This is a genomic window from Klebsiella sp., from assembly GCF_027492335.1.
In the GTDB taxonomy this organism is placed as follows: domain Bacteria; phylum Pseudomonadota; class Gammaproteobacteria; order Enterobacterales; family Enterobacteriaceae; genus Klebsiella; species Klebsiella huaxiensis.
In genome coordinates this window covers 23,473-43,052 of record NZ_JAPUEW010000058.1, presented here as the reverse complement: position 1 = coordinate 43,052, position 19,580 = coordinate 23,473, and the positions used below count along the sequence as shown (strand labels likewise).

The following is a 19,580-nucleotide window of genomic DNA, read 5'->3' as shown; positions in this document are numbered from 1 at the left end:
TCCTCAGGCCACGCCAACCAGCCAGTACCGCGTCGCCATAAACAACGCCAGTGCCAGGGTCGAGGCTACCCACATCAGTCGAATCGTTCGGGAAATATCGTCTACGGCAATGTCGCGCGTCGCGTCGCCAATCCACGGCTTCTCCACGCGCTGACCAAAGTAATCATTGGGGCCGCCAAGCTGAATGCCGAGCGCCCCGGCAACCGCCGCCTCTGACCAGGCGCAGTTCGGGCTGCTGTGGTTGTAGCGATCGCGCCAGCCAATACGCAGCGCACGGCCGCCCGCTTCGCGGCAAAGAAAGGCGGCCAGGCTGATAAGCAGCCAGCTCAGGCGAGCAGGAATGAAGTTGGCAACATCATCAAGGCGGGCACTAACCATGCCGATGGCGCGGTATTTTTCATGTTTGTAACCGACCATCGAGTCGAGGGTGTTGACCGCTTTATAAGCCATCGCTAGCGGCGCACCGCCCAGCAGCAAAAAGAAGAGCGGCGCGATAATGCCGTCAACGGCGTTTTCCGCCACCGTTTCCACCACCGCACGATTAATCTGCTGCGGCTCAAGCTGCGACGTGTCGCGCCCGACAATCCATGAGAGTTTGACGCGGCTTTCAGCCAAATCGCCCACACGCAGCGGTTGCTCAACATCCCGCGCCGACTGCGCCAGACAGCGCCCGGCCAGCACGGTGAAGATCATCCACACCTCAACCCCCCAGCCAAGCCACGGATGAATCATCTGCGCTAACGCCAGCACGCCCCAGGAGATACCCCACGTGAGGCCGACCACGATAACCCACATCACCCCGCCGCCGACGCGTAAAGCAAAGTCGCTGCGGCAGTAGCGGCGCACGCTGCGCTGGACGGCGGAAATCAGATTGCCTATCCAGCGCACCGGATGCGGCCAGCTCTGCGGGTCGCCAATGATAAAATCGAGGATCCAGGCCACGCTCCAGGCCAGTAGCGTCATTGGGCGCTCCTTGCCGCAGCCAGCCAGTGATTGAGCATTGCCGGACGCTGGGCGAAATGCAGATGCAGGTAACTGGCGAACGTGTTGCCCACCTGCCAGCCCCCCGACCACTGCTGAAGCGTCAGGCCGTCACGCACTTTACGGCAGGCCAGCACTGCCGGGTTTTCCGGGATGAAATCTGAGTAGTGAAACTCGTGCCCGCGTAGGGTTTCGCCGGGTGCTGCCAGCAGCGTTTGCCGCATCGCCCTCGCTTCGCAGTAGCCAAAGCGGGTGAGCCGTTTGCCCATCTTGCTATGGCCAGGAATAAGATTGGCCATGGGGTAAATTTCACCGCTGGCGTCTTCCAGGGTGCTACCGAGATACATCAGACCGCCGCATTCGGCGTAAATCGCCACGCCGCGCCGGTGCGCCTCCTGCAGTTGCGCCAGCATTGACGTATTGGCCGCCAGCGCTGCAGCGTGAATTTCGGGATAGCCGCCGCCGAGCCAGATCATCTGGCACGGCGGGAGTTCACTATCATGCAGCGGGCTGAAGCGCACAATATTCACTCCACAACGTTCAAGCAGGGTGAGGTTATCCGGGTAGTAAAAGTTGAAGGCTTCGTCGTCGGCCAGCGCCAAGGTCAGGCCCGCTCCGGCGTCAAGCGACGGCAGCACAGGCCACTCCCCGACGGGTAAGGAGGTGAGCTGGCTGAGAGTAAGGAGCTGTTCAATATCCAGGGTTTGCGCCAGAGTGTGGGCAAAATCGCGCCACGGCTGCTGATTCACCAGCGATTCTCGGGCGGTCACCAGCCCCAGATGGCGTTCGGGCAAGGCCACGCCTTCCACTCGCGGCACGTAGCCGAGAACCGGCAGCGCGCAGTAGCGTTCAATAGCGCCTTTCAGTAGCTGATAGTGGGATTCGCTGTTAACGCGATTGACGATAACGCCAGCGATATTCAGGCTGGGATCGAAGTGCTGAAATCCCATCACCGTGGCGGCAATGGAGGTGGATACCGCTTTGCCATCGACCAGTAAAATCACCGGGCAGCCGAGCTGTTTGGCCATCGCGGCGGTGCTGCAATAATTCGGGTCGGTGCCGTAGCCATCATAAAGCCCCATGACGCCTTCAATCACCGCGATATCCGCCTGCTGCATCTGTTCACAAAACAGCGCATTGAGAACCGGTTCCGGGAGCATAAAGCTGTCGAGGTTGCGAGAAGCGACGCCGCTGACGGCGGTATGCCAGCCAGTATCGAGATAATCCGGGCCGACTTTACAGGGCTGAACCCGCATGCCGCGCTGTTTCAGCAGGCTGAGCAGACCGAGCGTAACGGTGGTTTTGCCACAACCGCTGCCGGTCCCTGCGAGAATAAATGCATGCTGCCTGGCTGCCATACCCTGATCCTGTTCAGGGTGGTAGGGCTGCGAGCATTCCCAGTCTTTCGACTGTACGCATCTAAGCAACCCACTTCCCACCGAAGTTGTTGGTAGTCACCGACAGGCAGGTCTTCTGGCTTAGCGTCGTCCTTCCCCATCCTTCCCAATCTCGCGATCAGTGGTCAAATATGGGTTCGTCAGCATCACAGCAGCGGGGGCTGCGGGGGATTTACACCCCCTTCCCTGGCACCTGTCGATTTTCTCGAGCGGGATGAGTCCTCACTCGAAGAATTTCTGGAACATCTTACGGAGGCTGGATGGCTTCCGTCGTTTCTAATATCTAATTGCAAAATCTTTTCATTACGCCTGCGGCGACCTGAAAGCAATTTCTGATAACACTCTATCCCATCAAATAAATAAAAACTAGTGCAGCTTAGCGCTCTCTCATTATTAATTTGTTGCGCTACGACAATTTATTGCTCTGGATGAGAGTTTTTCATTTTATAATGAGGCAGATACGGGGGCATATCAAAAATCGGCAATAACAAAATATTGTCATTTAAAATGGTTCAGTTTGTGATCTGGCATTAATTTGCTGACGATAAGCCTGCGGAGTTACCTGATAAGCCTGGCGAAAAACTTTGCAAAAATAGCTAGTTTGCGAAAATCCTAAATTTCGTGCAATGCTGGCAATACTCCAGTCGCTGTGGCAAAGCAGCTCTTTAGCGCTAACCATCCGCTGATGATTTACCCAAGCGTTAAAGCCGATCCCCTGATATTTCTTGAACAGCTTACTGAAGTAGTACGGGCTGAGATAAACATGGGCGGCAACGTCTTCCAGACGAAGCTCATCAGACAAATGGGCATCGATATAGCGTAACGCCTTCTTCATTTTACTGTCATGGGGGCTGACCGCCCGGCTGGCGCGCGCGGGTTCAGGCTGCTGCGGATTATCTTTAATCACGACAAAATTGAGCTGTTTTTTTAGGCAGTTTTCTACTATTAGTTTTAGTAAATCGGCGGAAGCAATGACGCGCGAGTAGTCCATCTCCGGTACGTCGCGAAACGCTTTGACCAGCTCAGGATCGGCCTGCCAGCGGTCATCAACGTTCAAAATGTCGACAAGTTCAACATCGTTACTTAAGCGCACCTGCCCGCATAGCACAAAGCCCACCAGGTGCCCGGCAATAACCAAAGGGATGGAAAAATCGGTTAACCCGGCGTGGCAGCGGTAGATACAGAGCTGATCGGTTTTTGAAGCCTCAAGACCGCCGCAACGGTCGCTCATCCGACAGCGGGTGCTGTGCTGGGGGTGCTGACGCATAAGCTGGCAAAAAGGAGTGAAATTAAACAGTTCAGATATTTCATCACCGTGAATATTGACTACCACAACCGCCAGACTGGTGGCCTGCGCAAAATCCTGTGCGATTTTATTGATGAGTTCTGAGTTCAGTGTGCTCGCAGAAATCATGATAAAACCTCTCAGTTAATTTTTTGTTATAAATAAAACATTTCTTTAATATTCACTTCCTTTCATCATCATTTGCCGCCAACGATAAAAGAATAATACGATAGCAAAAGTCTCCCATCCGTGGGAGACATTTTGGGCGACTTCGTGATACCGGTTCATGAAAATTTTTAGTTATTTCAGCGGATACATCAATCCTCTAATTTACAGGTATTACAAGGTAAGTTATTACCAATCAGATAACGATAGATAGCCGCCCCCAGACAGGCCCCGATTAACGGTGCAACAATCGGCACAATAAAGTACGGAATATCCCGTCCGCCAGTCATCGCGATATCACCCCAGCCCGCCATCCACGTAAACAGCTTCGGTCCAAAATCACGCGCCGGATTCATCGCAAACCCGGTAAGTGGCCCGGTGGATGCGCCAATAACCGCGACCAGCAAACCAATCAGCAGCGGAGCCAGCGGCCCTTTTGGCACACCGTTACCATCGTCAGTCAGTGCCATAATCATCCCCATCAGCATGGAGGTAATCACCACTTCGACCAGCGCCGCATGCCAGAGGCTCAATGATGCCGCCGGATAGGTACTAAAGATGCTTGCCAGCTGCAGGCTCTCTACGCTACCGCGCACGATATGGTGTGTGGCTTCAAACTCGGTAAACATTGTGCTGTAAAGCACGTAGGCCAGCACAGCTCCGCCAAAGGCGCCTGCGACCTGTGCAATGATGTAAGGAAAAACTTTTCGTCCCGGAAAACAAGCAAATAACCACAACGCGACGGTAACAGCAGGGTTGAGATGGCCACCGGATATTCCTGAGGTCAGATAGACAGCAAGAGAGATCCCCAATCCCCATATGATGCAAATCTCCCACAATCCGAGGCTTGCTCCCGCCACCTTTAACGCGCTCAGGCAACCGATACCAAAAAACAAAAATAGCCCGGTGCCCAAAAACTCGGCGGTACATTGCGCTTTTAGCGAATCATTCATTGTGACACCTTCTTAACAGAGTTTGTGTCCTGACCAGCCAACATCCTGCTGGCAGTAGAGTACAGCGGGCACCACTATATGAATTCCTGTCTGCAAATTGTTGGCAACCTGCTGACGGCCACCTCGGAAAATTCGGGCATGGATAACAAATTATTGTCATTAAATAATTGCTGGCGACATAGCACACGCGTGGCTTTTGCAATTAATCATCTCATGAAGCATGCAAAAATATTGCTATAACCAACTCACCGTTTTCCAACAAGCATCACAAATCGTTTTTTTTCGCATAGCAGATAAAATTAAATCCGTCATAAACAATTTTGTAAATATGGAATATACAAAACAAAATAATCACATCAAGGTAAATAAATAAAACAACATAAATCAACAAGTTAAATTATAAAGTAGCAATTTTATATTATTGATGACTCACTATTTTTTCATCATCAAATTCAAGTCAGCCATTCTTTTTCCTCGCATCTTCTTATAGTCCCAACTATCGGAACACTCCATGCGAGGTCTTTATGCAACAAGAAGCACTAGGAATGGTAGAAACCAAAGGCTTAACCGCAGCCATAGAGGCCGCTGATGCAATGGTTAAATCGGCCAATGTGATGTTAGTGGGCTATGAAAAGATTGGCTCCGGGCTGGTAACCGTCATCGTCCGCGGCGATGTCGGTGCGGTTAAAGCGGCAACCGATGCAGGTTCCGCCGCCGCACGCAACGTGGGTGAAGTGAAAGCCGTACACGTCATCCCACGTCCTCACTCCGATGTAGAAAAAATCTTACCGAAGGGAATTAGCCAATGAGCAGCAATGAGCTGGTTGAACAGATCATGGCGCAGGTGATTGCCCGAGTGGCAACGCCGGAACAGCAGGCCACCCCTACTCACCCCCATCCTATACGAGAGACGGCTATGGCAGAAAAAAGCTGCAGTTTAACGGAATTTGTCGGGACCGCCATTGGCGACACCCTGGGTCTGGTTATCGCTAACGTCGATACCGCCCTGCTGGACGCGATGAAGCTTGAAAAGCGCTATCGCTCCATCGGCATTCTTGGCGCACGTACCGGCGCAGGTCCGCACATTATGGCGGCGGACGAAGCGGTGAAAGCCACTAACACCGAAGTGGTCAGCATCGAACTTCCTCGCGATACCAAAGGCGGAGCAGGTCACGGTTCGCTGATTATTTTAGGCGGCAACGACGTTTCTGACGTCAAGCGCGGTATCGAAGTCGCGCTGAAAGAGCTCGATCGTACCTTCGGCGATGTTTACGGCAACGAAGCCGGGCATATCGAGCTGCAATACACCGCCCGCGCCAGCTACGCCCTTGAAAAAGCGTTCGGTGCGCCAATTGGTCGAGCCTGCGGCATCATCGTCGGCGCTCCGGCTTCCGTCGGTGTGTTAATGGCCGATACTGCTCTGAAATCAGCCAACGTTGAAGTGGTCGCTTACAGCTCTCCGGCGCACGGCACGAGCTTCAGTAACGAAGCCATTTTGGTGATTTCTGGCGACTCCGGCGCAGTCCGTCAGGCGGTCACCTCCGCCCGCGAAATTGGCAAAACTGTCCTTGCGACCCTCGGTTCTGAACCGAAAAACGATCGCCCGTCCTACATCTAAACCCCACGAGGCTGATTCATGAGATCGAAAAGATTTGAAGCACTCGCGAAACGCCCTGTGAATCAGGACGGCTTCGTTAAAGAGTGGATCGAAGAAGGCTTTATCGCGATGGAAAGCCCGAACGACCCGAAACCGTCGATTAAAATCGTAAACGGCGCAGTGACCGAGCTGGACGGGAAACCGGTTAGCGAATTCGACCTGATCGACCACTTTATTGCCCGCTACGGTATTAACCTGAATCGTGCAGAAGAAGTCATGGCGATGGATTCGGTCAAGCTGGCGAACATGCTGTGCGATCCCAATGTAAAACGCAGCGACATCGTCCCCCTGACTACTGCCATGACCCCGGCGAAAATTGTCGAAGTGGTTTCGCATATGAACGTCGTCGAGATGATGATGTCGATGCAGAAAATGCGCGCACGCCGCACCCCTTCTCAACAGGCGCACGTCACTAACGTCAAAGATAACCCGGTGCAAATTGCCGCCGACGCCGCCGAAGGCGCATGGCGCGGGTTTGATGAGCAAGAGACGACGGTTGCGGTAGCGCGTTATGCCCCGTTCAACGCCATCGCTCTGCTGGTAGGTTCACAGGTAGGTCGTCCGGGCGTGCTGACTCAGTGCTCCCTGGAAGAAGCCACCGAGCTGAAGCTCGGTATGTTAGGCCACACCTGCTATGCGGAAACTATTTCCGTATACGGTACTGAACCTGTATTTACCGACGGCGACGATACTCCGTGGTCGAAGGGCTTCCTGGCCTCGTCCTACGCCTCTCGCGGCCTGAAAATGCGCTTCACCTCCGGTTCTGGCTCTGAAGTACAGATGGGCTACGCCGAAGGTAAATCGATGCTTTATCTGGAAGCGCGCTGCATCTATATCACCAAAGCCGCTGGCGTTCAGGGTCTGCAAAATGGCTCCGTAAGCTGTATCGGCGTGCCGTCTGCCGTGCCATCAGGCATTCGTGCGGTGCTGGCGGAAAACCTGATTTGCTCATCGCTGGATCTGGAATGCGCCTCCAGTAATGACCAGACCTTCACCCACTCCGATATGCGTCGTACCGCACGCCTGCTGATGCAGTTCCTGCCGGGTACCGACTTTATCTCTTCCGGTTATTCCGCGGTGCCGAACTACGACAACATGTTCGCCGGTTCCAACGAAGATGCGGAAGATTTTGACGATTACAACGTTATCCAGCGCGACCTGAAAGTGGACGGCGGTCTGCGTCCGGTTCGCGAAGAAGACGTTATCGCTATTCGTAACAAAGCGGCTCGCGCCCTGCAGGCCGTGTTTGCCGGAATGGGTCTGCCGCCAATTACCGACGAAGAAGTCGAAGCCGCGACCTACGCCCACGGTTCGAAAGATATGCCGGAACGTAACATCGTTGAAGATATCAAGTTCGCACAGGAAATCATCAGCAAAAACCGTAACGGCCTGGAAGTGGTGAAAGCGCTGGCTCAGGGCGGATTTACCGATGTTGCGCAGGACATGCTCAACATCCAGAAAGCCAAGCTGACCGGGGACTATTTGCACACCTCCGCCATTATCGTCGGCGACGGACAGGTGCTCTCTGCGGTTAATGACGTCAATGACTATGCCGGTCCGGCAACGGGTTATCGCCTGCAGGGAGAACGCTGGGAAGAGATTAAAAACATCCCTGGCGCTCTTGATCCCAACGAGATTGATTAAGGGGTGAGAAATGGAAATTAATGAAAAATTGCTGCGCCAGATAATTGAAGACGTGCTCCGCGATATGAAGGGCAGCGATAAACCCGTCTCGTTTAATGCGCCTGCGGCATCCGCTGCACCACAGACCGCTGCGCCTGCAGGCGACGGCTTTCTGACCGAAGTGGGCGAAGCTCGCCAGGGCACTCAGCAGGACGAAGTCATTATCGCCGTCGGCCCGGCATTTGGCCTGGCGCAGACCGTCAATATCGTCGGCTTACCGCATAAGAGCATTTTGCGCGAAGTCATTGCCGGTATCGAAGAAGAAGGCGTCAAAGCGCGCGTGATTCGCTGCTTTAAATCCTCCGACGTGGCGTTTGTCGCCGTTGAAGGCAACCGTCTGAGCGGCTCGGGTATCTCCATCGGCATCCAGTCGAAAGGCACCACGGTTATCCATCAACAGGGACTGCCGCCGCTCTCCAACCTGGAGCTGTTCCCGCAGGCACCGCTGCTGACGCTGGAAACCTATCGGCAGATTGGTAAAAACGCCGCCCGCTATGCGAAGCGCGAATCACCGCAGCCGGTCCCTACGCTTAATGACCAGATGGCACGCCCGAAATACCAGGCGAAGTCGGCCATTTTGCACATTAAAGAGACCAAATACGTCGTGACGGGCAAAAACCCGCAGGAACTGCGCGTGGCGCTTTGATAAAGGATAACTCCATGAATACCGACGCAATTGAATCGATGGTTCGGGACGTATTGAGCCGCATGAACAGCCTGCAGGGCGATGCGCCAGCGGCGGCTCCTGTCGCTAGTGACGCGACCCGTAGCGCAAAAGTTAGCGATTATCCGCTGGCGAACAAACATCCGGAGTGGGTGAAAACCGCCACCAACAAAACGCTGGATGACTTCACGCTGGAAAACGTGCTGAGCAATAAAGTCACCGCTCAGGATATGCGTATTACCCCGGAAACCCTGCGTTTACAGGCGTCTATCGCCAAAGATGCGGGTCGCGACAGGCTGGCGATGAACTTTGAACGCGCCGCCGAACTGACCGCAGTACCGGACGATCGCATTCTTGAAATCTACAACGCTCTTCGCCCGTATCGTTCCACCAAAGAAGAGCTGATAGCAATGGCTGACGATCTCGAAAGCCGCTATCAGGCAAAAATTTGCGCAGCTTTTGTTCGTGAAGCGGCAACGCTGTACGTCGAGCGCAAAAAACTCAAAGGCGACGATTAGCTTTCTCTAAGTAATTCGAGATGCATTGAGGCGGCAAGTGAGTGAACCCCGATGAGCTTACTGTAGTAAGTGATTCGGGTGAAAGAACGCAGCCAACAAAAAGGCAGTTTGAAGTACGACGAGAAAAAGGATATACGATGCGATATATAGCTGGCATTGACATCGGCAACTCATCAACGGAAGTCGCGTTGGCGACGCTTGATGGCGCAGGCGCACTGACGATTACGCACAGCGCGCTGGCGGAAACCACCGGAATCAAAGGCACGTTGCGTAACGTGTTTGGCATTCAGGAAGCGTTGACCCTCGCCGCAAAGCGCGCGGGGATCAATGTCAGCGATATTTCGCTCATTCGCATTAACGAAGCCACGCCGGTCATTGGCGATGTGGCGATGGAGACGATTACCGAAACCATCATCACCGAATCGACAATGATCGGCCATAACCCGAAAACGCCGGGCGGAGTAGGCCTTGGTGTGGGTATCACGATTACGCCGGAGGAGCTGTTAACCCGCCCGGCGGACTCGTCCTATATTCTGGTGGTGTCATCGGCATTCGATTTTGCCGACATCGCCAACGTCATTAACGCCTCTATGCGCGCCGGATACCAGATTACCGGCGTCATTTTGCAGCGCGATGATGGCGTACTGGTCAGCAATCGGCTGGAAAAACCGCTGCCGATTGTTGATGAAGTTCTGTACATCGACCGCATTCCGCTGGGGATGCTGGCGGCGATTGAAGTCGCCGTTCCGGGGAAGGTTATCGAAACCCTCTCCAACCCTTACGGTATCGCCACCGTATTTAACCTCACCGCCGATGAGACGAAAAATATCGTGCCGATGGCGCGTGCGCTGATCGGCAACCGCTCTGCAGTGGTAGTCAAAACGCCCTCTGGCGACGTCAAAGCGCGCGCCATACCTGCCGGTAATCTGGAACTGCTGGCTCAAGGACGTACCGTGCGCGTCGATGTTGCCGCCGGTGCCGAAGCCATCATGAAAGCGGTCGATGGTTGCAACAAACTCGATAACGTGACCGGCGAGGCCGGGACCAACATCGGCGGCATGCTGGAACACGTGCGTCAGACCATGGCCGAACTGACCAACAAGCCCAGCAGCGAGATTTTTATTCAGGATCTGTTAGCCGTTGATACTTCTGTACCCGTCAGCGTCACCGGAGGTCTTGCAGGGGAGTTCTCGCTGGAGCAGGCCGTCGGCATCGCTTCGATGGTGAAATCAGACCGTCTGCAAATGGCGATGATTGCCCGTGAAATCGAGCAAAAGCTCAATATCGACGTGCAAATCGGCGGTGCTGAGGCCGAAGCCGCGATTCTGGGCGCGTTAACCACACCGGGTACCACCCGACCGCTGGCGATCCTCGATCTCGGCGCAGGTTCTACAGACGCGTCAATCATCAACCCCAAAGGCGAAATTATCGCCACCCACCTCGCCGGCGCAGGCGATATGGTCACGATGATCATTGCCCGCGAGCTGGGGCTGGAAGACCGCTATCTGGCGGAAGAGATCAAGAAATACCCGCTAGCCAAGGTCGAAAGCCTGTTCCACTTACGTCACGAGGACGGCAGCGTCCAGTTCTTCCCGACGCCGCTGCCTCCCGCCGTGTTCGCCCGCGTCTGCGTGGTGAAACCCGATGGACTGGTGCCGCTTCCCGGCGATTTAGCGCTGGAAAAGGTGCGCGCCATTCGCCGCAGCGCTAAAGAACGCGTCTTCGTCACCAACGCCCTGCGCGCCCTGCGTCAGGTCAGCCCCACCGGCAACATTCGCGATATTCCGTTCGTGGTGCTGGTCGGCGGCTCATCGCTGGATTTCGAAGTTCCGCAACTGGTCACCGATGCGCTGGCGCACTACCGCCTGGTTGCCGGGCGAGGAAATATTCGCGGCAGCGAAGGCCCAAGAAACGCGGTGGCAACTGGCCTGATTCTCTCCTGGTATAAGGAGTTTGCTCATGGACAGTAACCACACCACTCCGGCAATTGTCATTACCGCTATCGACGACTGCGCCAGCCTCTGGGGCGAAGTGCTGCTGGGTATCGAAGAGGAAGGCATCCCTTTTCTGGTTCAACATCACCCAGTTGGAGACGTCGTAGACAGCGCCTGGCAGGCGGCGCGCAGCTCGCCGCTGCTGGTCGGCATTGCCTGCGATCGGCGCACGCTGGTCGTGCACTACAAGAATTTACCCGCATCCGCGCCGCTTTTTACGCTGATGCATCATCAGGACAGTCAAGCCCAACGCAACACAGGTAACAACGCGGCACGGCTCGTCAAAGGGATCCCTTTTCGGGATCTCCATGCTTAAACACAGGAGAACGGCAGTATGAATAACGCACTGGGACTGGTTGAAACAAAAGGGCTGGTCGGCGCCATTGAAGCCGCCGATGCGATGGTGAAATCCGCCAACGTGCAGCTGGTGGGCTATGAAAAAATTGGCTCTGGTCTGATTACCGTGATGGTTCGCGGCGATGTTGGCGCGGTTAAAGCAGCCGTAGACGCAGGCAGCGCGGCGGCAAGCGTAGTGGGTGAAGTGAAATCCTGCCACGTTATCCCGCGTCCGCACAGCGACGTTGAGGCCATTTTACCGAAAGCTTGATCGATGGCGAATAAGGAGCACCGCGTGAAGCAATCTCTTGGATTACTTGAAGTTTGTGGTCTGGCACTGGCTATCAGCTGCGCCGATATCATGGCGAAATCCGCTTCTATCACGCTGGTCGCCCTCGAAAAGACCAATGGTTCAGGCTGGACGGTTATTAAAGTGACCGGTGATGTCGCCTCCGTGCAGGCGGCGATCACCACCGGCGCACATTTTGCCGAACAGCGAAATGGCCTGGTGGCCCACAAGGTCATCGCCAGGCCCGGAGAAGGGATAATGCCCGCAGAAACTCCCCCGCCCTCCGTCATGGCACCTGAACCTGAAGAGCCAATCATGGCCAATGTCGTTTCTGAAGAGCCAGCAGATGAAGTACCACAGGAAGCCGGACTGGTCAGCTGCAACCTGTGCCTGGACCCGAAATGCCAGCGCCAGAAAGGCGACCCTCGTTCTCTTTGCCTTCATTCAGGCAAGCGAGGTGAAGCGTAATGGATAAACAGCTTCTGGAATCAACGGTCAGCAAAGTTCTTGATGAGATGCGCGAGCGCCCGATTCCGCTGGGCGTCTCGAATCGTCATATCCATCTGTCTGCGCAGGATTACGCGCAGCTTTTTCCCGGCCATCCCATCAGCGAGAAAAAAGCGCTGCTGCAGCCGGGGCAATATGCTGCGGAACAAACTGTCACCCTGGTGGGGCCAAAAGGGCAGCTCAAAAACGTACGCCTGCTTGGTCCACTGCGCTCAACAAGCCAGGTGGAAATATCGCGCACCGACGCAAGGACGCTGGGAGTGGCAGCACCGCTGAGAATGTCCGGCAACCTGAAAGGGACGCCGGGCATCCGTCTGGTCAGCCCCTTTGCCGAACTGGAATTATCTTCTGGGGTGATTGTCGCCCAGCGGCATATTCATATGTCGCCGCTGGATGCCCTGATCCTGCGGGTCTCCCACGGCGATAAGGTCTCCGTGGCAATCGAAGGCGACGAGCGCGGGCTGATTTTCAACAACGTGGCGATTCGCGTTTCACCGGACATGCGCCTCGAAATGCATATCGATACCGATGAAGCCAACGCTGCTGGTGCCGATAACCCGCAGGCCTTTGCCCGGCTGGTGGCCCCACGATGAACGGCGAAATTCTGCAGCGCATTGTTGAGGAGATTGTCTCCCGGCTGCAGCGTCGCGCCCACAGCACGGCGACGCTGAGCGTTGCGCAGTTGCGTGAAGCGGACAGCCGAAGCCTGTTCTGTCAGCACGCGTCGTTGCGCATTCTGCTCATCGACCTGCCGCTGCTGGGCCAGCTTGCTGAAGCGGAAACCGACGACCCCGTCGCCGGGAAAATTCACGACGCCCTGGCTTTCGGCATCCGCGTACAGCTCTCCGTGCATAGCCAGCTACTGCCGGTTATCCCGGTAAAAAAACTGGCTCGTCTACCGGTGATGTTCACCGACGAGCACGGGCTGGCGCTGACTCTGCACGCCGGTTCGCTGCTGAGCTATCGCGATGTCGCAAGCCTTGGCAAAGGACGCCTGGTTCTCCATCGCAAATGCATCGTGACCGCACTGGCGCATGAAGCGGCAAGCGCGCGGAATATTCAATTAATTAAGCAGGAGTAAATCATGCATCTGGCACGAGTCACGGGCGCGGTTGTCTCCACGCAAAAATCGCCCTCCCTGGTAGGGAAAAAGCTGCTGCTGGTACGTCGGGTCAGCGCCGATGGCGAACTTCCCGCATCACCAACGTCAGGCGATGAAGTTGCCGTTGACTCCGTCGGCGCAGGGGTCGGCGAACTGGTGCTGCTTAGCGGCGGCTCCAGCGCCAGACATGTCTTTTCCGGGCCCAATGAGGCCATTGACCTCGCCGTTGTCGGCATTGTAGATACGCTTTCGCGTTAAGGGGCGATTATGGCGATTTATACCCGAACAGGTGACGCCGGTACCACATCGTTATTTACCGGCCAGCGGGTGAGCAAAACCCACCCGCGCGTCGAAGCCTACGGCACGCTGGATGAGCTGAACGCAGCGCTAAGCCTGTGCGCCTGCGCCGCTGCGGATGAAAGCCATCGCATCTTACTCGAGGCCATCCAGCAGCAAATTTTCTGGTTTAGCGCCGAACTGGCCAGCGACAGCGAGCAGCCGTCGCCCAAACAGCGCTACATCAGCAGCGAAGAGATTTCGGCTCTGGAAGCCGCTATTGATCGGGCGATGGCCCGCGTCGAGCCGCTGCACAGTTTTATTTTACCCGGTCGCTGCGAAGCCGCGAGCCGCCTACATTTTGCCCGTACGCTGGCCCGCCGGGCCGAACGCCGCCTGGTTGAGCTGGCCGCAGAAATCAACGTACGCCAGGTGCTGATGCGCTACATCAATCGCTTATCAGACTGCCTGTACGCCCTGGCTCGCGCCGAAGATAGCGATGCGCACCAGAACGATATCATCCGTGAAATCAGCAAACGCTATCTGGCTGCCAGCCAGCCCCCCCGCCTCAAGGAGACGACGCCTATGGCTCTCTCGTTTCACGACCTCCACCAGTTGACTCGCTCCGCCGTAGAACGCGCCCAGCAGCTACAGGTGCCGGTGGTGGTCAGCATTGTTGACGCACATGGTACGGAAACCGTCACCTGGCGAATGCCGGATGCGCTGCTGGTCAGCAGCGAACTGGCACCAAAAAAAGCCTGGACCGCAGTCGCTATGAAAACGGCAACCCATGAACTGAGCGATGTCGTTCAGCCGGGCGCCGCGCTTTATGGCCTGGAAAGTCATTTACAGGGAAAAGTCGTTACCTTTGGCGGCGGTTACGCTCTGTGGCGTGACGGTCTGTTGATTGGGGGTCTGGGCATCAGCGGCGGCAGCGTTGAGCAGGACATGGATATAGCACTGGCTGCCATTGCGGCCATTAACGTGGGAACTCATCAATGAATACTTCTGAACTCGAAACCCTCATTCGCACCATTCTCAGCGAGCAACTGACCCCGGAACAAACTCCGAGCCAGCCTCAGGGCAAAGGGATCTTCCAGTCCGTGAGCGAAGCCATCGACGCCGCGCATCAGGCGTTCTTACGTTACCAGCAGTGCCCGCTGAAAACGCGCAGCGCCATCATCAGCGCAATGCGTCAGGAGCTGACGCCGCTTCTCGCCTCGCTGGCGGAAGAGAGCGCCAATGAAACGGGAATGGGCAACAAAGAAGATAAATTCCTCAAAAACAAGGCTGCGCTGGACAACACGCCGGGCGTAGAAGACCTCACCACCACCGCGCTGACCGGTGACGGCGGCATGGTGCTCTTTGAATACTCGCCGTTTGGCGTCATCGGTTCGGTCGCCCCAAGCACCAACCCGACGGAAACCATCATCAACAACAGCATCAGCATGTTGGCGGCGGGCAACAGCGTCTACTTTAGCCCGCATCCGGGCGCGAAAAAGGTCTCTCTCAAGCTTATCAGCCTGATTGAAGAGATCGCTTTTCGCTGCTGCGGCATCCGCAACCTGGTGGTTACCGTCGCAGAGCCAACTTTCGAAGCCACCCAGCAGATGATGGCCCACCCGCGAATCGCGGTACTGGCCATTACTGGTGGCCCGGGCATTGTGGCAATGGGCATGAAGAGCGGTAAGAAGGTGATTGGCGCTGGCGCGGGCAACCCGCCTTGTATCGTTGATGAAACGGCCGATCTGGTGAAAGCAGCGGAAGATATCATCAACGGCGCGTCATTCGATTACAACCTGCCCTGCATTGCCGAGAAGAGTCTGATCGTAGTGGAGAGCGTCGCCGACCGACTGGTACAGCAAATGCAAACCTTCGGTGCGCTGCTGCTAAGCCCTGCCGATACCGACAAACTCCGCGCCGCCTGCCTGCCAGAAGGCCAGGCGAATAAAAAACTGGTCGGCAAGAGCCCATCAGCCATGCTGGAAGCCGCCGGGATCGCCGTTCCTGCTAAAGCGCCTCGTCTGCTGATTGGCATCGTCAACGCCGACGATCCGTGGGTGACCAGCGAACAACTGATGCCGATGCTGCCGGTGGTGAAAGTCAGCGATTTCGATAGCGCGCTGACGCTGGCGCTGAAGGTTGAAGAGGGTCTGCATCACACCGCGATCATGCACTCGCAGAACGTGTCGCGCCTGAACCTCGCAGCGCGCACCCTGCAAACCTCAATATTCGTTAAAAACGGCCCATCCTATGCCGGGATCGGCGTCGGCGGCGAAGGGTTTACCACCTTCACTATCGCCACGCCAACCGGTGAAGGGACCACGTCGGCGCGAACCTTTGCTCGCTCACGGCGCTGCGTGCTGACCAACGGCTTCTCCATCCGCTAACCGAGGTCGCGATGAATACTTTCTCACTACAAACGCGGTTGTACAGCGGTCAGGGCAGTCTGGCGGTGCTTAAGCGCTTTACCAACAAGCACATCTGGATAATCTGCGATGGGTTTCTGGCGCGCTCGCCGCTGCTGGATACCCTGCGTAACGCGCTGCCCGCAGATAACCGCATCAGCGTCTTTAGCGAGATAACGCCGGACCCCACCATCCACACCGTGGTGCAGGGCATTGCGCAAATGCAGGCTCTACAACCGCAGGTGGTGATCGGTTTCGGCGGCGGCTCGGCAATGGACGCTGCGAAGGCCATCGTCTGGTTTAGCCAGCAGAGCGGGATCAACATCGAAACCTGCGTGGCGATCCCGACCACCAGCGGCACCGGTTCGGAAGTCACCAGCGCCTGCGTGATCAGCGATCCTGATAAAGGTATCAAGTACCCGCTGTTCAACAATGCGCTGTATCCGGATATGGCGATCCTCGATCCGGAGCTGGTGGTCAGCGTACCGCCGCAGATTACCGCCAACACCGGTATGGACGTGCTGACCCATGCCCTGGAGGCCTGGGTGTCACCGCACGCCAGCGACTTTACCGACGCGCTGGCGGAAAAAGCCGCCAAACTGGTGTTCCAGTATCTGCCCACGGCGGTGGAAAAAGGCGACTGCGTAGCGACGCGCGGGAAAATGCACAATGCTTCAACGCTGGCGGGGATGGCGTTCAGCCAGGCCGGGCTGGGGCTTAATCACGCGATCGCTCACCAGCTCGGCGGACAGTTTCATCTGCCGCACGGGCTGGCCAATGCGCTGCTGCTTACGACGGTGATCCGCTTTAACGCGGGTGACCCGCGCGCCGCCAAACGCTACGCGCGGATGGCGAAGACCTGTGGTTTTTGCCCGGCAGAAGCTAATGATATCGCGGCGATCAATGCGCTGATTCAGCAAATCGAACTGCTTAAGCAACGCTGCGCCCTTCCCTCACTGGCCGTTGCGCTTAAAGAAGGAAAATCCGATTTTTCCGCGCGCATTCCAGCGATGGTGCAGGCTGCGCTCGCTGACGTCACCCTACGCACTAACCCGCGTCCGGCTAATGCCGAAACCATTCGGGAACTGCTGGAGGAACTGCTATGAGTACCGCCGTCAACGCCGTTGAAATGCCCCATAGTGCCGATGAAATTCGCGAGCGCGTTCGCGCAGCGGGCGTTGTGGGTGCGGGCGGGGCAGGTTTTCCCGCTCACGTAAAGCTGCAGGCGCAGGTGGAAATTTTCCTGGTAAACGCCGCCGAGTGTGAACCGATGCTCAAAGTTGACCAGCAGCTGATGTGGCAGCAGGCCGCGCGTCTTGTCCGCGGCGTGCAGTACGCGATGACGGCAACCGGCGCGCGCGAAGGGGTGATAGCCCTGAAAGAAAAATACCGCCGGGCCATCGACGCGCTCACCCCGCAGCTGCCAGCCGGTATCCGCCTGCATATCCTGCCGGATGTTTATCCTGCGGGCGATGAGGTGCTGACTATCTGGATGGCAACCGGTCGCCGGGTCGCCCCGGCTGCGTTACCGGCCAGCGTCGGCGTGGTCGTCAATAACGTGCAAACGGTGCTGAATATTGCCCGGGCGGTCGAGCAGCAGTTTCCGGTCACTCGTCGCACGTTGACCGTTAACGGCGCGGTCGCCAGACCGTTGACCGTTACCGTTCCTATCGGCATGTCACTGCGTGAAGTGCTGGCGCTGGCAGGCGGCGCAACGGTCGACGACCCTGGTTTTATTAACGGCGGCCCGATGATGGGTGGCCTGATTACTTCTCTTGATAACCCGGTGACGAAAACTACCGGCGGCCTGCTGGTGCTCCCCAAAAGCCATCCGCTTATCCAGCGGAGAATGCAGGACGAGCGCACGGTGCTTTCCGTCGCACGTACCGTCTGCGAACAGTGCCGACTGTGTACCGATCTCTGTCCGCGACACCTGATCGGCCACGAACTCTCTCCGCACCTGCTGGTGCGGGCGGTGAACTTTCATCAGGCGGCTACGCCACAGTTGCTGCTGAGCGCTCTCACCTGTTCAGAATGCAACGTTTGCGAAAGCGTGGCCTGCCCGGTTGGGATCTCGCCGATGCGCATCAACCGCATGTTAAAACGCGAGCTGCGGGCGCAAAACCAGCGCTACGAAGGGCCGCTGAATCCGGCCGACGAAATGGCGAAATATCGCCTGGTGCCGGTGAAGCGGCTGATCGCCAAACTAGGACTCAGCCCCTGGTACCAGGAAGCACCGCTGGTTGAAGACGAACCGTCAGTAGAAAAAGTGACTTTACAGCTGCGCCAGCATATCGGTGCCAGCGCGGGGCCGACTGTTACCGTCGGCGAGCGCGTGACGCGTGGGCAATGCGTTGCCGATATCCCGGCAGGCGCATTAGGCGCGCCGATTCACGCCAGCATCGACGGCGTTGTATCGGCCATCAGCGAACAGGCCATCACGGTTGTAAGAGGTTAACCATGTCTCAGGCTATAGGAATTTTAGAACTCACCAGCATCGCCAAAGGCATGGAGCTTGGTGATGCCATGCTGAAAAGCGCCAACGTCGATTTACTGGTCAGCAAGACCATCTGCCCAGGTAAGTTTTTACTGATGCTGGGCGGCGACATCGGCGCGCTCCAGCAGGCCATTGAAACCGGCACGTCGCTGGCTGGCGAGATGCTCGTCGACAGCATGGTGCTGGCGAACATCCATCCCAGTATTCTCCCGGCTATCAGCGGTCTGAACAGCGTCGAAAAACGCCAGGCGGTCGGCATCGTCGAAACCTGGAGCGTAGCGGCCTGCATCAGCGCCGCGGACCGGGCGGTGAAAGCCTCAAACGTCACCCTGGTACGAGTGCATATGGCCTTCGGCATCGGCGGTAAGTGCTACATGGTGGTGGCGGGCGACGTTTCTGACGTCAATAACGCCGTGACGGTTGCCAGCGAAAGCGCGGGCGAAAAAGGGCTGCTGGTTTACCGTTCGGTGATCCCGCGCCCGCATGAAGCCATGTGGCGACAGATGGTGGAGGGATAATGGAAAGACAACCGACAACGGATCGCATGATTCAGGAATACGTGCCGGGAAAACAGGTCACCCTCGCGCACCTGATTGCCAATCCTGGGAAAGATCTCTTTAAGAAACTGGGCCTGCCGGATGCGGTTTCCGCCATTGGCATCCTTACCATCACACCGAGCGAAGCATCGATTATCGCCTGCGATATCGCCACCAAATCCGGCGCGGTGGAAATTGGTTTTCTCGATCGCTTTACCGGCGCGGTGGTGCTGACCGGCGATGTTTCCGCCGTCGAATATGCCCTCAAGCAGGTGACGCGCACGCTGGGCGAAATGATGCAGTTCACTACCTGTTCGATCACCCGGACGTAA

22 protein-coding genes and 1 riboswitch are annotated in these 19,580 nt (G+C 56.6%); of the genes, 18 read left to right on the top strand and 4 right to left on the bottom strand.

Annotated features, from left to right (window positions below; translation table 11 throughout):
- Positions 1 to 3: 3 nt before the first annotated feature.
- From cbiB to pduF, 4 genes are all read right to left on the bottom strand, one after another.
- Positions 4 to 963: an adenosylcobinamide-phosphate synthase CbiB gene (gene cbiB / locus QVF11_RS17910; RefSeq protein WP_287858523.1), complete on the bottom strand. Its 960-nt coding sequence runs from the start codon at positions 961 to 963 to the stop codon at positions 4 to 6.
- On the bottom strand, positions 960 to 2,339 hold the full coding sequence (locus tag QVF11_RS17905) for a cobyrinate a,c-diamide synthase (RefSeq protein ID WP_287858521.1): 1,380 nt from the start codon (positions 2,337 to 2,339) through the stop codon (positions 960 to 962). The genes cbiB and QVF11_RS17905 overlap by 4 nt, the downstream gene beginning before the upstream one ends.
- Before the next feature lie 88 nt (positions 2,340 to 2,427).
- A riboswitch (cobalamin riboswitch) is annotated at positions 2,428 to 2,590 on the bottom strand.
- Between the two features lie 290 nt (positions 2,591 to 2,880).
- On the bottom strand, positions 2,881 to 3,792 hold the full coding sequence (gene pocR, locus QVF11_RS17900; protein WP_110275925.1) for a transcriptional regulator PocR: 912 nt from the start codon (positions 3,790 to 3,792) through the stop codon (positions 2,881 to 2,883).
- 188 nt (positions 3,793 to 3,980) lie between these two features.
- On the bottom strand, positions 3,981 to 4,781 hold the full coding sequence (gene pduF / locus QVF11_RS17895) for a propanediol diffusion facilitator PduF (RefSeq protein WP_110275926.1): 801 nt from the start codon (positions 4,779 to 4,781) through the stop codon (positions 3,981 to 3,983).
- 524 nt (positions 4,782 to 5,305) lie between these two features.
- Here pduF and pduA point away from each other — a divergent pair.
- From pduA to pduU, 18 genes are all read left to right on the top strand, one after another.
- The gene (pduA, locus tag QVF11_RS17890; protein ID WP_110276481.1) at positions 5,306 to 5,590 is read left to right on the top strand and encodes a propanediol utilization microcompartment protein PduA; all 285 of its coding nucleotides are present in this window, start codon (positions 5,306 to 5,308) and stop codon (positions 5,588 to 5,590) included.
- Complete coding sequence (gene pduB, locus QVF11_RS17885; protein WP_110276480.1) at positions 5,587 to 6,399, top strand: propanediol utilization microcompartment protein PduB; 813 nt, start codon at positions 5,587 to 5,589, stop codon at positions 6,397 to 6,399. Before pduA ends, pduB begins: the two co-directional genes overlap by 4 nt.
- 18 nt (positions 6,400 to 6,417) lie before the next feature.
- Positions 6,418 to 8,082, top strand: coding sequence for a propanediol dehydratase large subunit PduC (pduC, locus tag QVF11_RS17880; protein ID WP_112213931.1), 1,665 nt, complete (start codon positions 6,418 to 6,420; stop codon positions 8,080 to 8,082).
- 10 nt (positions 8,083 to 8,092) lie between these two features.
- Positions 8,093 to 8,767, top strand: a complete 675-nt coding sequence (pduD, locus tag QVF11_RS17875; protein ID WP_142514817.1) for a propanediol dehydratase medium subunit PduD — start codon at positions 8,093 to 8,095, stop codon at positions 8,765 to 8,767.
- A gap of 14 nt (positions 8,768 to 8,781) precedes the next feature.
- Positions 8,782 to 9,303: a propanediol dehydratase small subunit PduE gene (gene pduE / locus QVF11_RS17870; RefSeq protein WP_112213933.1), complete on the top strand. Its 522-nt coding sequence runs from the start codon at positions 8,782 to 8,784 to the stop codon at positions 9,301 to 9,303.
- A 137-nt stretch (positions 9,304 to 9,440) separates the two neighbouring features.
- Complete coding sequence (gene pduG / locus QVF11_RS17865) at positions 9,441 to 11,273, top strand: propanediol dehydratase reactivase alpha subunit PduG (protein WP_287858518.1); 1,833 nt, start codon at positions 9,441 to 9,443, stop codon at positions 11,271 to 11,273.
- On the top strand, positions 11,263 to 11,613 hold the full coding sequence (pduH, locus tag QVF11_RS17860; protein WP_142465141.1) for a propanediol dehydratase reactivase beta subunit PduH: 351 nt from the start codon (positions 11,263 to 11,265) through the stop codon (positions 11,611 to 11,613). Before pduG ends, pduH begins: the two co-directional genes overlap by 11 nt.
- Positions 11,614 to 11,631: 18 nt before the next feature.
- On the top strand, positions 11,632 to 11,904 hold the full coding sequence (pduJ, locus tag QVF11_RS17855; RefSeq protein WP_110276474.1) for a propanediol utilization microcompartment protein PduJ: 273 nt from the start codon (positions 11,632 to 11,634) through the stop codon (positions 11,902 to 11,904).
- Between the two features lie 3 nt (positions 11,905 to 11,907).
- Positions 11,908 to 12,390: a BMC domain-containing protein gene (locus QVF11_RS17850; RefSeq protein WP_287858517.1), complete on the top strand. Its 483-nt coding sequence runs from the start codon at positions 11,908 to 11,910 to the stop codon at positions 12,388 to 12,390.
- On the top strand, positions 12,390 to 13,022 hold the full coding sequence (locus QVF11_RS17845; protein WP_112213937.1) for a phosphate propanoyltransferase: 633 nt from the start codon (positions 12,390 to 12,392) through the stop codon (positions 13,020 to 13,022). Before QVF11_RS17850 ends, QVF11_RS17845 begins: the two co-directional genes overlap by 1 nt.
- Entirely contained in the window at positions 13,019 to 13,510 is a 492-nt protein-coding gene (gene pduM / locus QVF11_RS17840) for a microcompartment protein PduM (RefSeq protein ID WP_112213938.1), read from the top strand. Before QVF11_RS17845 ends, pduM begins: the two co-directional genes overlap by 4 nt.
- Positions 13,511 to 13,513: 3 nt before the next feature.
- On the top strand, positions 13,514 to 13,789 hold the full coding sequence (gene pduN, locus QVF11_RS17835; protein ID WP_004133641.1) for a propanediol utilization microcompartment protein PduN: 276 nt from the start codon (positions 13,514 to 13,516) through the stop codon (positions 13,787 to 13,789).
- A 9-nt stretch (positions 13,790 to 13,798) separates the two neighbouring features.
- Entirely contained in the window at positions 13,799 to 14,809 is a 1,011-nt protein-coding gene (gene pduO / locus QVF11_RS17830) for a two-domain cob(I)yrinic acid a,c-diamide adenosyltransferase PduO (RefSeq protein WP_112213939.1), read from the top strand.
- Positions 14,806 to 16,197: a CoA-acylating propionaldehyde dehydrogenase PduP gene (gene pduP, locus QVF11_RS17825; protein ID WP_112213940.1), complete on the top strand. Its 1,392-nt coding sequence runs from the start codon at positions 14,806 to 14,808 to the stop codon at positions 16,195 to 16,197. Before pduO ends, pduP begins: the two co-directional genes overlap by 4 nt.
- Positions 16,198 to 16,208: 11 nt before the next feature.
- Entirely contained in the window at positions 16,209 to 17,321 is a 1,113-nt protein-coding gene (pduQ, locus tag QVF11_RS17820; protein ID WP_112213941.1) for a 1-propanol dehydrogenase PduQ, read from the top strand.
- Complete coding sequence (gene pduS / locus QVF11_RS17815; RefSeq protein ID WP_287858514.1) at positions 17,318 to 18,673, top strand: cobalamin reductase PduS; 1,356 nt, start codon at positions 17,318 to 17,320, stop codon at positions 18,671 to 18,673. The genes pduQ and pduS overlap by 4 nt, the downstream gene beginning before the upstream one ends.
- Before the next feature lie 2 nt (positions 18,674 to 18,675).
- Positions 18,676 to 19,230, top strand: a complete 555-nt coding sequence (pduT, locus tag QVF11_RS17810; protein WP_110276466.1) for a propanediol utilization microcompartment protein PduT — start codon at positions 18,676 to 18,678, stop codon at positions 19,228 to 19,230.
- Positions 19,230 to 19,580 (top strand): propanediol utilization microcompartment protein PduU, encoded by a 351-nt coding sequence (pduU, locus tag QVF11_RS17805; RefSeq protein WP_000441100.1) that lies wholly within the window; start codon positions 19,230 to 19,232, stop codon positions 19,578 to 19,580. The genes pduT and pduU overlap by 1 nt, the downstream gene beginning before the upstream one ends.

What these genes read in the sequence shown, in the direction of transcription:
- cbiB (WP_287858523.1), bottom strand. Translation starts at nt 963, where the DNA reads ATGACGCTACTGGCCTGGAGCGTGGCCTGGATCCTCGATTTTATCATT.
- QVF11_RS17905 (WP_287858521.1), bottom strand. Translation starts at nt 2,339, where the DNA reads ATGGCAGCCAGGCAGCATGCATTTATTCTCGCAGGGACCGGCAGCGGT.
- pocR (WP_110275925.1), bottom strand. Translation starts at nt 3,792, where the DNA reads ATGATTTCTGCGAGCACACTGAACTCAGAACTCATCAATAAAATCGCA.
- pduF (WP_110275926.1), bottom strand. Translation starts at nt 4,781, where the DNA reads ATGAATGATTCGCTAAAAGCGCAATGTACCGCCGAGTTTTTGGGCACC.
- pduA (WP_110276481.1), top strand. Translation starts at nt 5,306, where the DNA reads ATGCAACAAGAAGCACTAGGAATGGTAGAAACCAAAGGCTTAACCGCA.
- pduB (WP_110276480.1), top strand. Translation starts at nt 5,587, where the DNA reads ATGAGCAGCAATGAGCTGGTTGAACAGATCATGGCGCAGGTGATTGCC.
- pduC (WP_112213931.1), top strand. Translation starts at nt 6,418, where the DNA reads ATGAGATCGAAAAGATTTGAAGCACTCGCGAAACGCCCTGTGAATCAG.
- pduD (WP_142514817.1), top strand. Translation starts at nt 8,093, where the DNA reads ATGGAAATTAATGAAAAATTGCTGCGCCAGATAATTGAAGACGTGCTC.
- pduE (WP_112213933.1), top strand. Translation starts at nt 8,782, where the DNA reads ATGAATACCGACGCAATTGAATCGATGGTTCGGGACGTATTGAGCCGC.
- pduG (WP_287858518.1), top strand. Translation starts at nt 9,441, where the DNA reads ATGCGATATATAGCTGGCATTGACATCGGCAACTCATCAACGGAAGTC.
- pduH (WP_142465141.1), top strand. Translation starts at nt 11,263, where the DNA reads ATGGACAGTAACCACACCACTCCGGCAATTGTCATTACCGCTATCGAC.
- pduJ (WP_110276474.1), top strand. Translation starts at nt 11,632, where the DNA reads ATGAATAACGCACTGGGACTGGTTGAAACAAAAGGGCTGGTCGGCGCC.
- QVF11_RS17850 (WP_287858517.1), top strand. Translation starts at nt 11,908, where the DNA reads ATGGCGAATAAGGAGCACCGCGTGAAGCAATCTCTTGGATTACTTGAA.
- QVF11_RS17845 (WP_112213937.1), top strand. Translation starts at nt 12,390, where the DNA reads ATGGATAAACAGCTTCTGGAATCAACGGTCAGCAAAGTTCTTGATGAG.
- pduM (WP_112213938.1), top strand. Translation starts at nt 13,019, where the DNA reads ATGAACGGCGAAATTCTGCAGCGCATTGTTGAGGAGATTGTCTCCCGG.
- pduN (WP_004133641.1), top strand. Translation starts at nt 13,514, where the DNA reads ATGCATCTGGCACGAGTCACGGGCGCGGTTGTCTCCACGCAAAAATCG.
- pduO (WP_112213939.1), top strand. Translation starts at nt 13,799, where the DNA reads ATGGCGATTTATACCCGAACAGGTGACGCCGGTACCACATCGTTATTT.
- pduP (WP_112213940.1), top strand. Translation starts at nt 14,806, where the DNA reads ATGAATACTTCTGAACTCGAAACCCTCATTCGCACCATTCTCAGCGAG.
- pduQ (WP_112213941.1), top strand. Translation starts at nt 16,209, where the DNA reads ATGAATACTTTCTCACTACAAACGCGGTTGTACAGCGGTCAGGGCAGT.
- pduS (WP_287858514.1), top strand. Translation starts at nt 17,318, where the DNA reads ATGAGTACCGCCGTCAACGCCGTTGAAATGCCCCATAGTGCCGATGAA.
- pduT (WP_110276466.1), top strand. Translation starts at nt 18,676, where the DNA reads ATGTCTCAGGCTATAGGAATTTTAGAACTCACCAGCATCGCCAAAGGC.
- pduU (WP_000441100.1), top strand. Translation starts at nt 19,230, where the DNA reads ATGGAAAGACAACCGACAACGGATCGCATGATTCAGGAATACGTGCCG.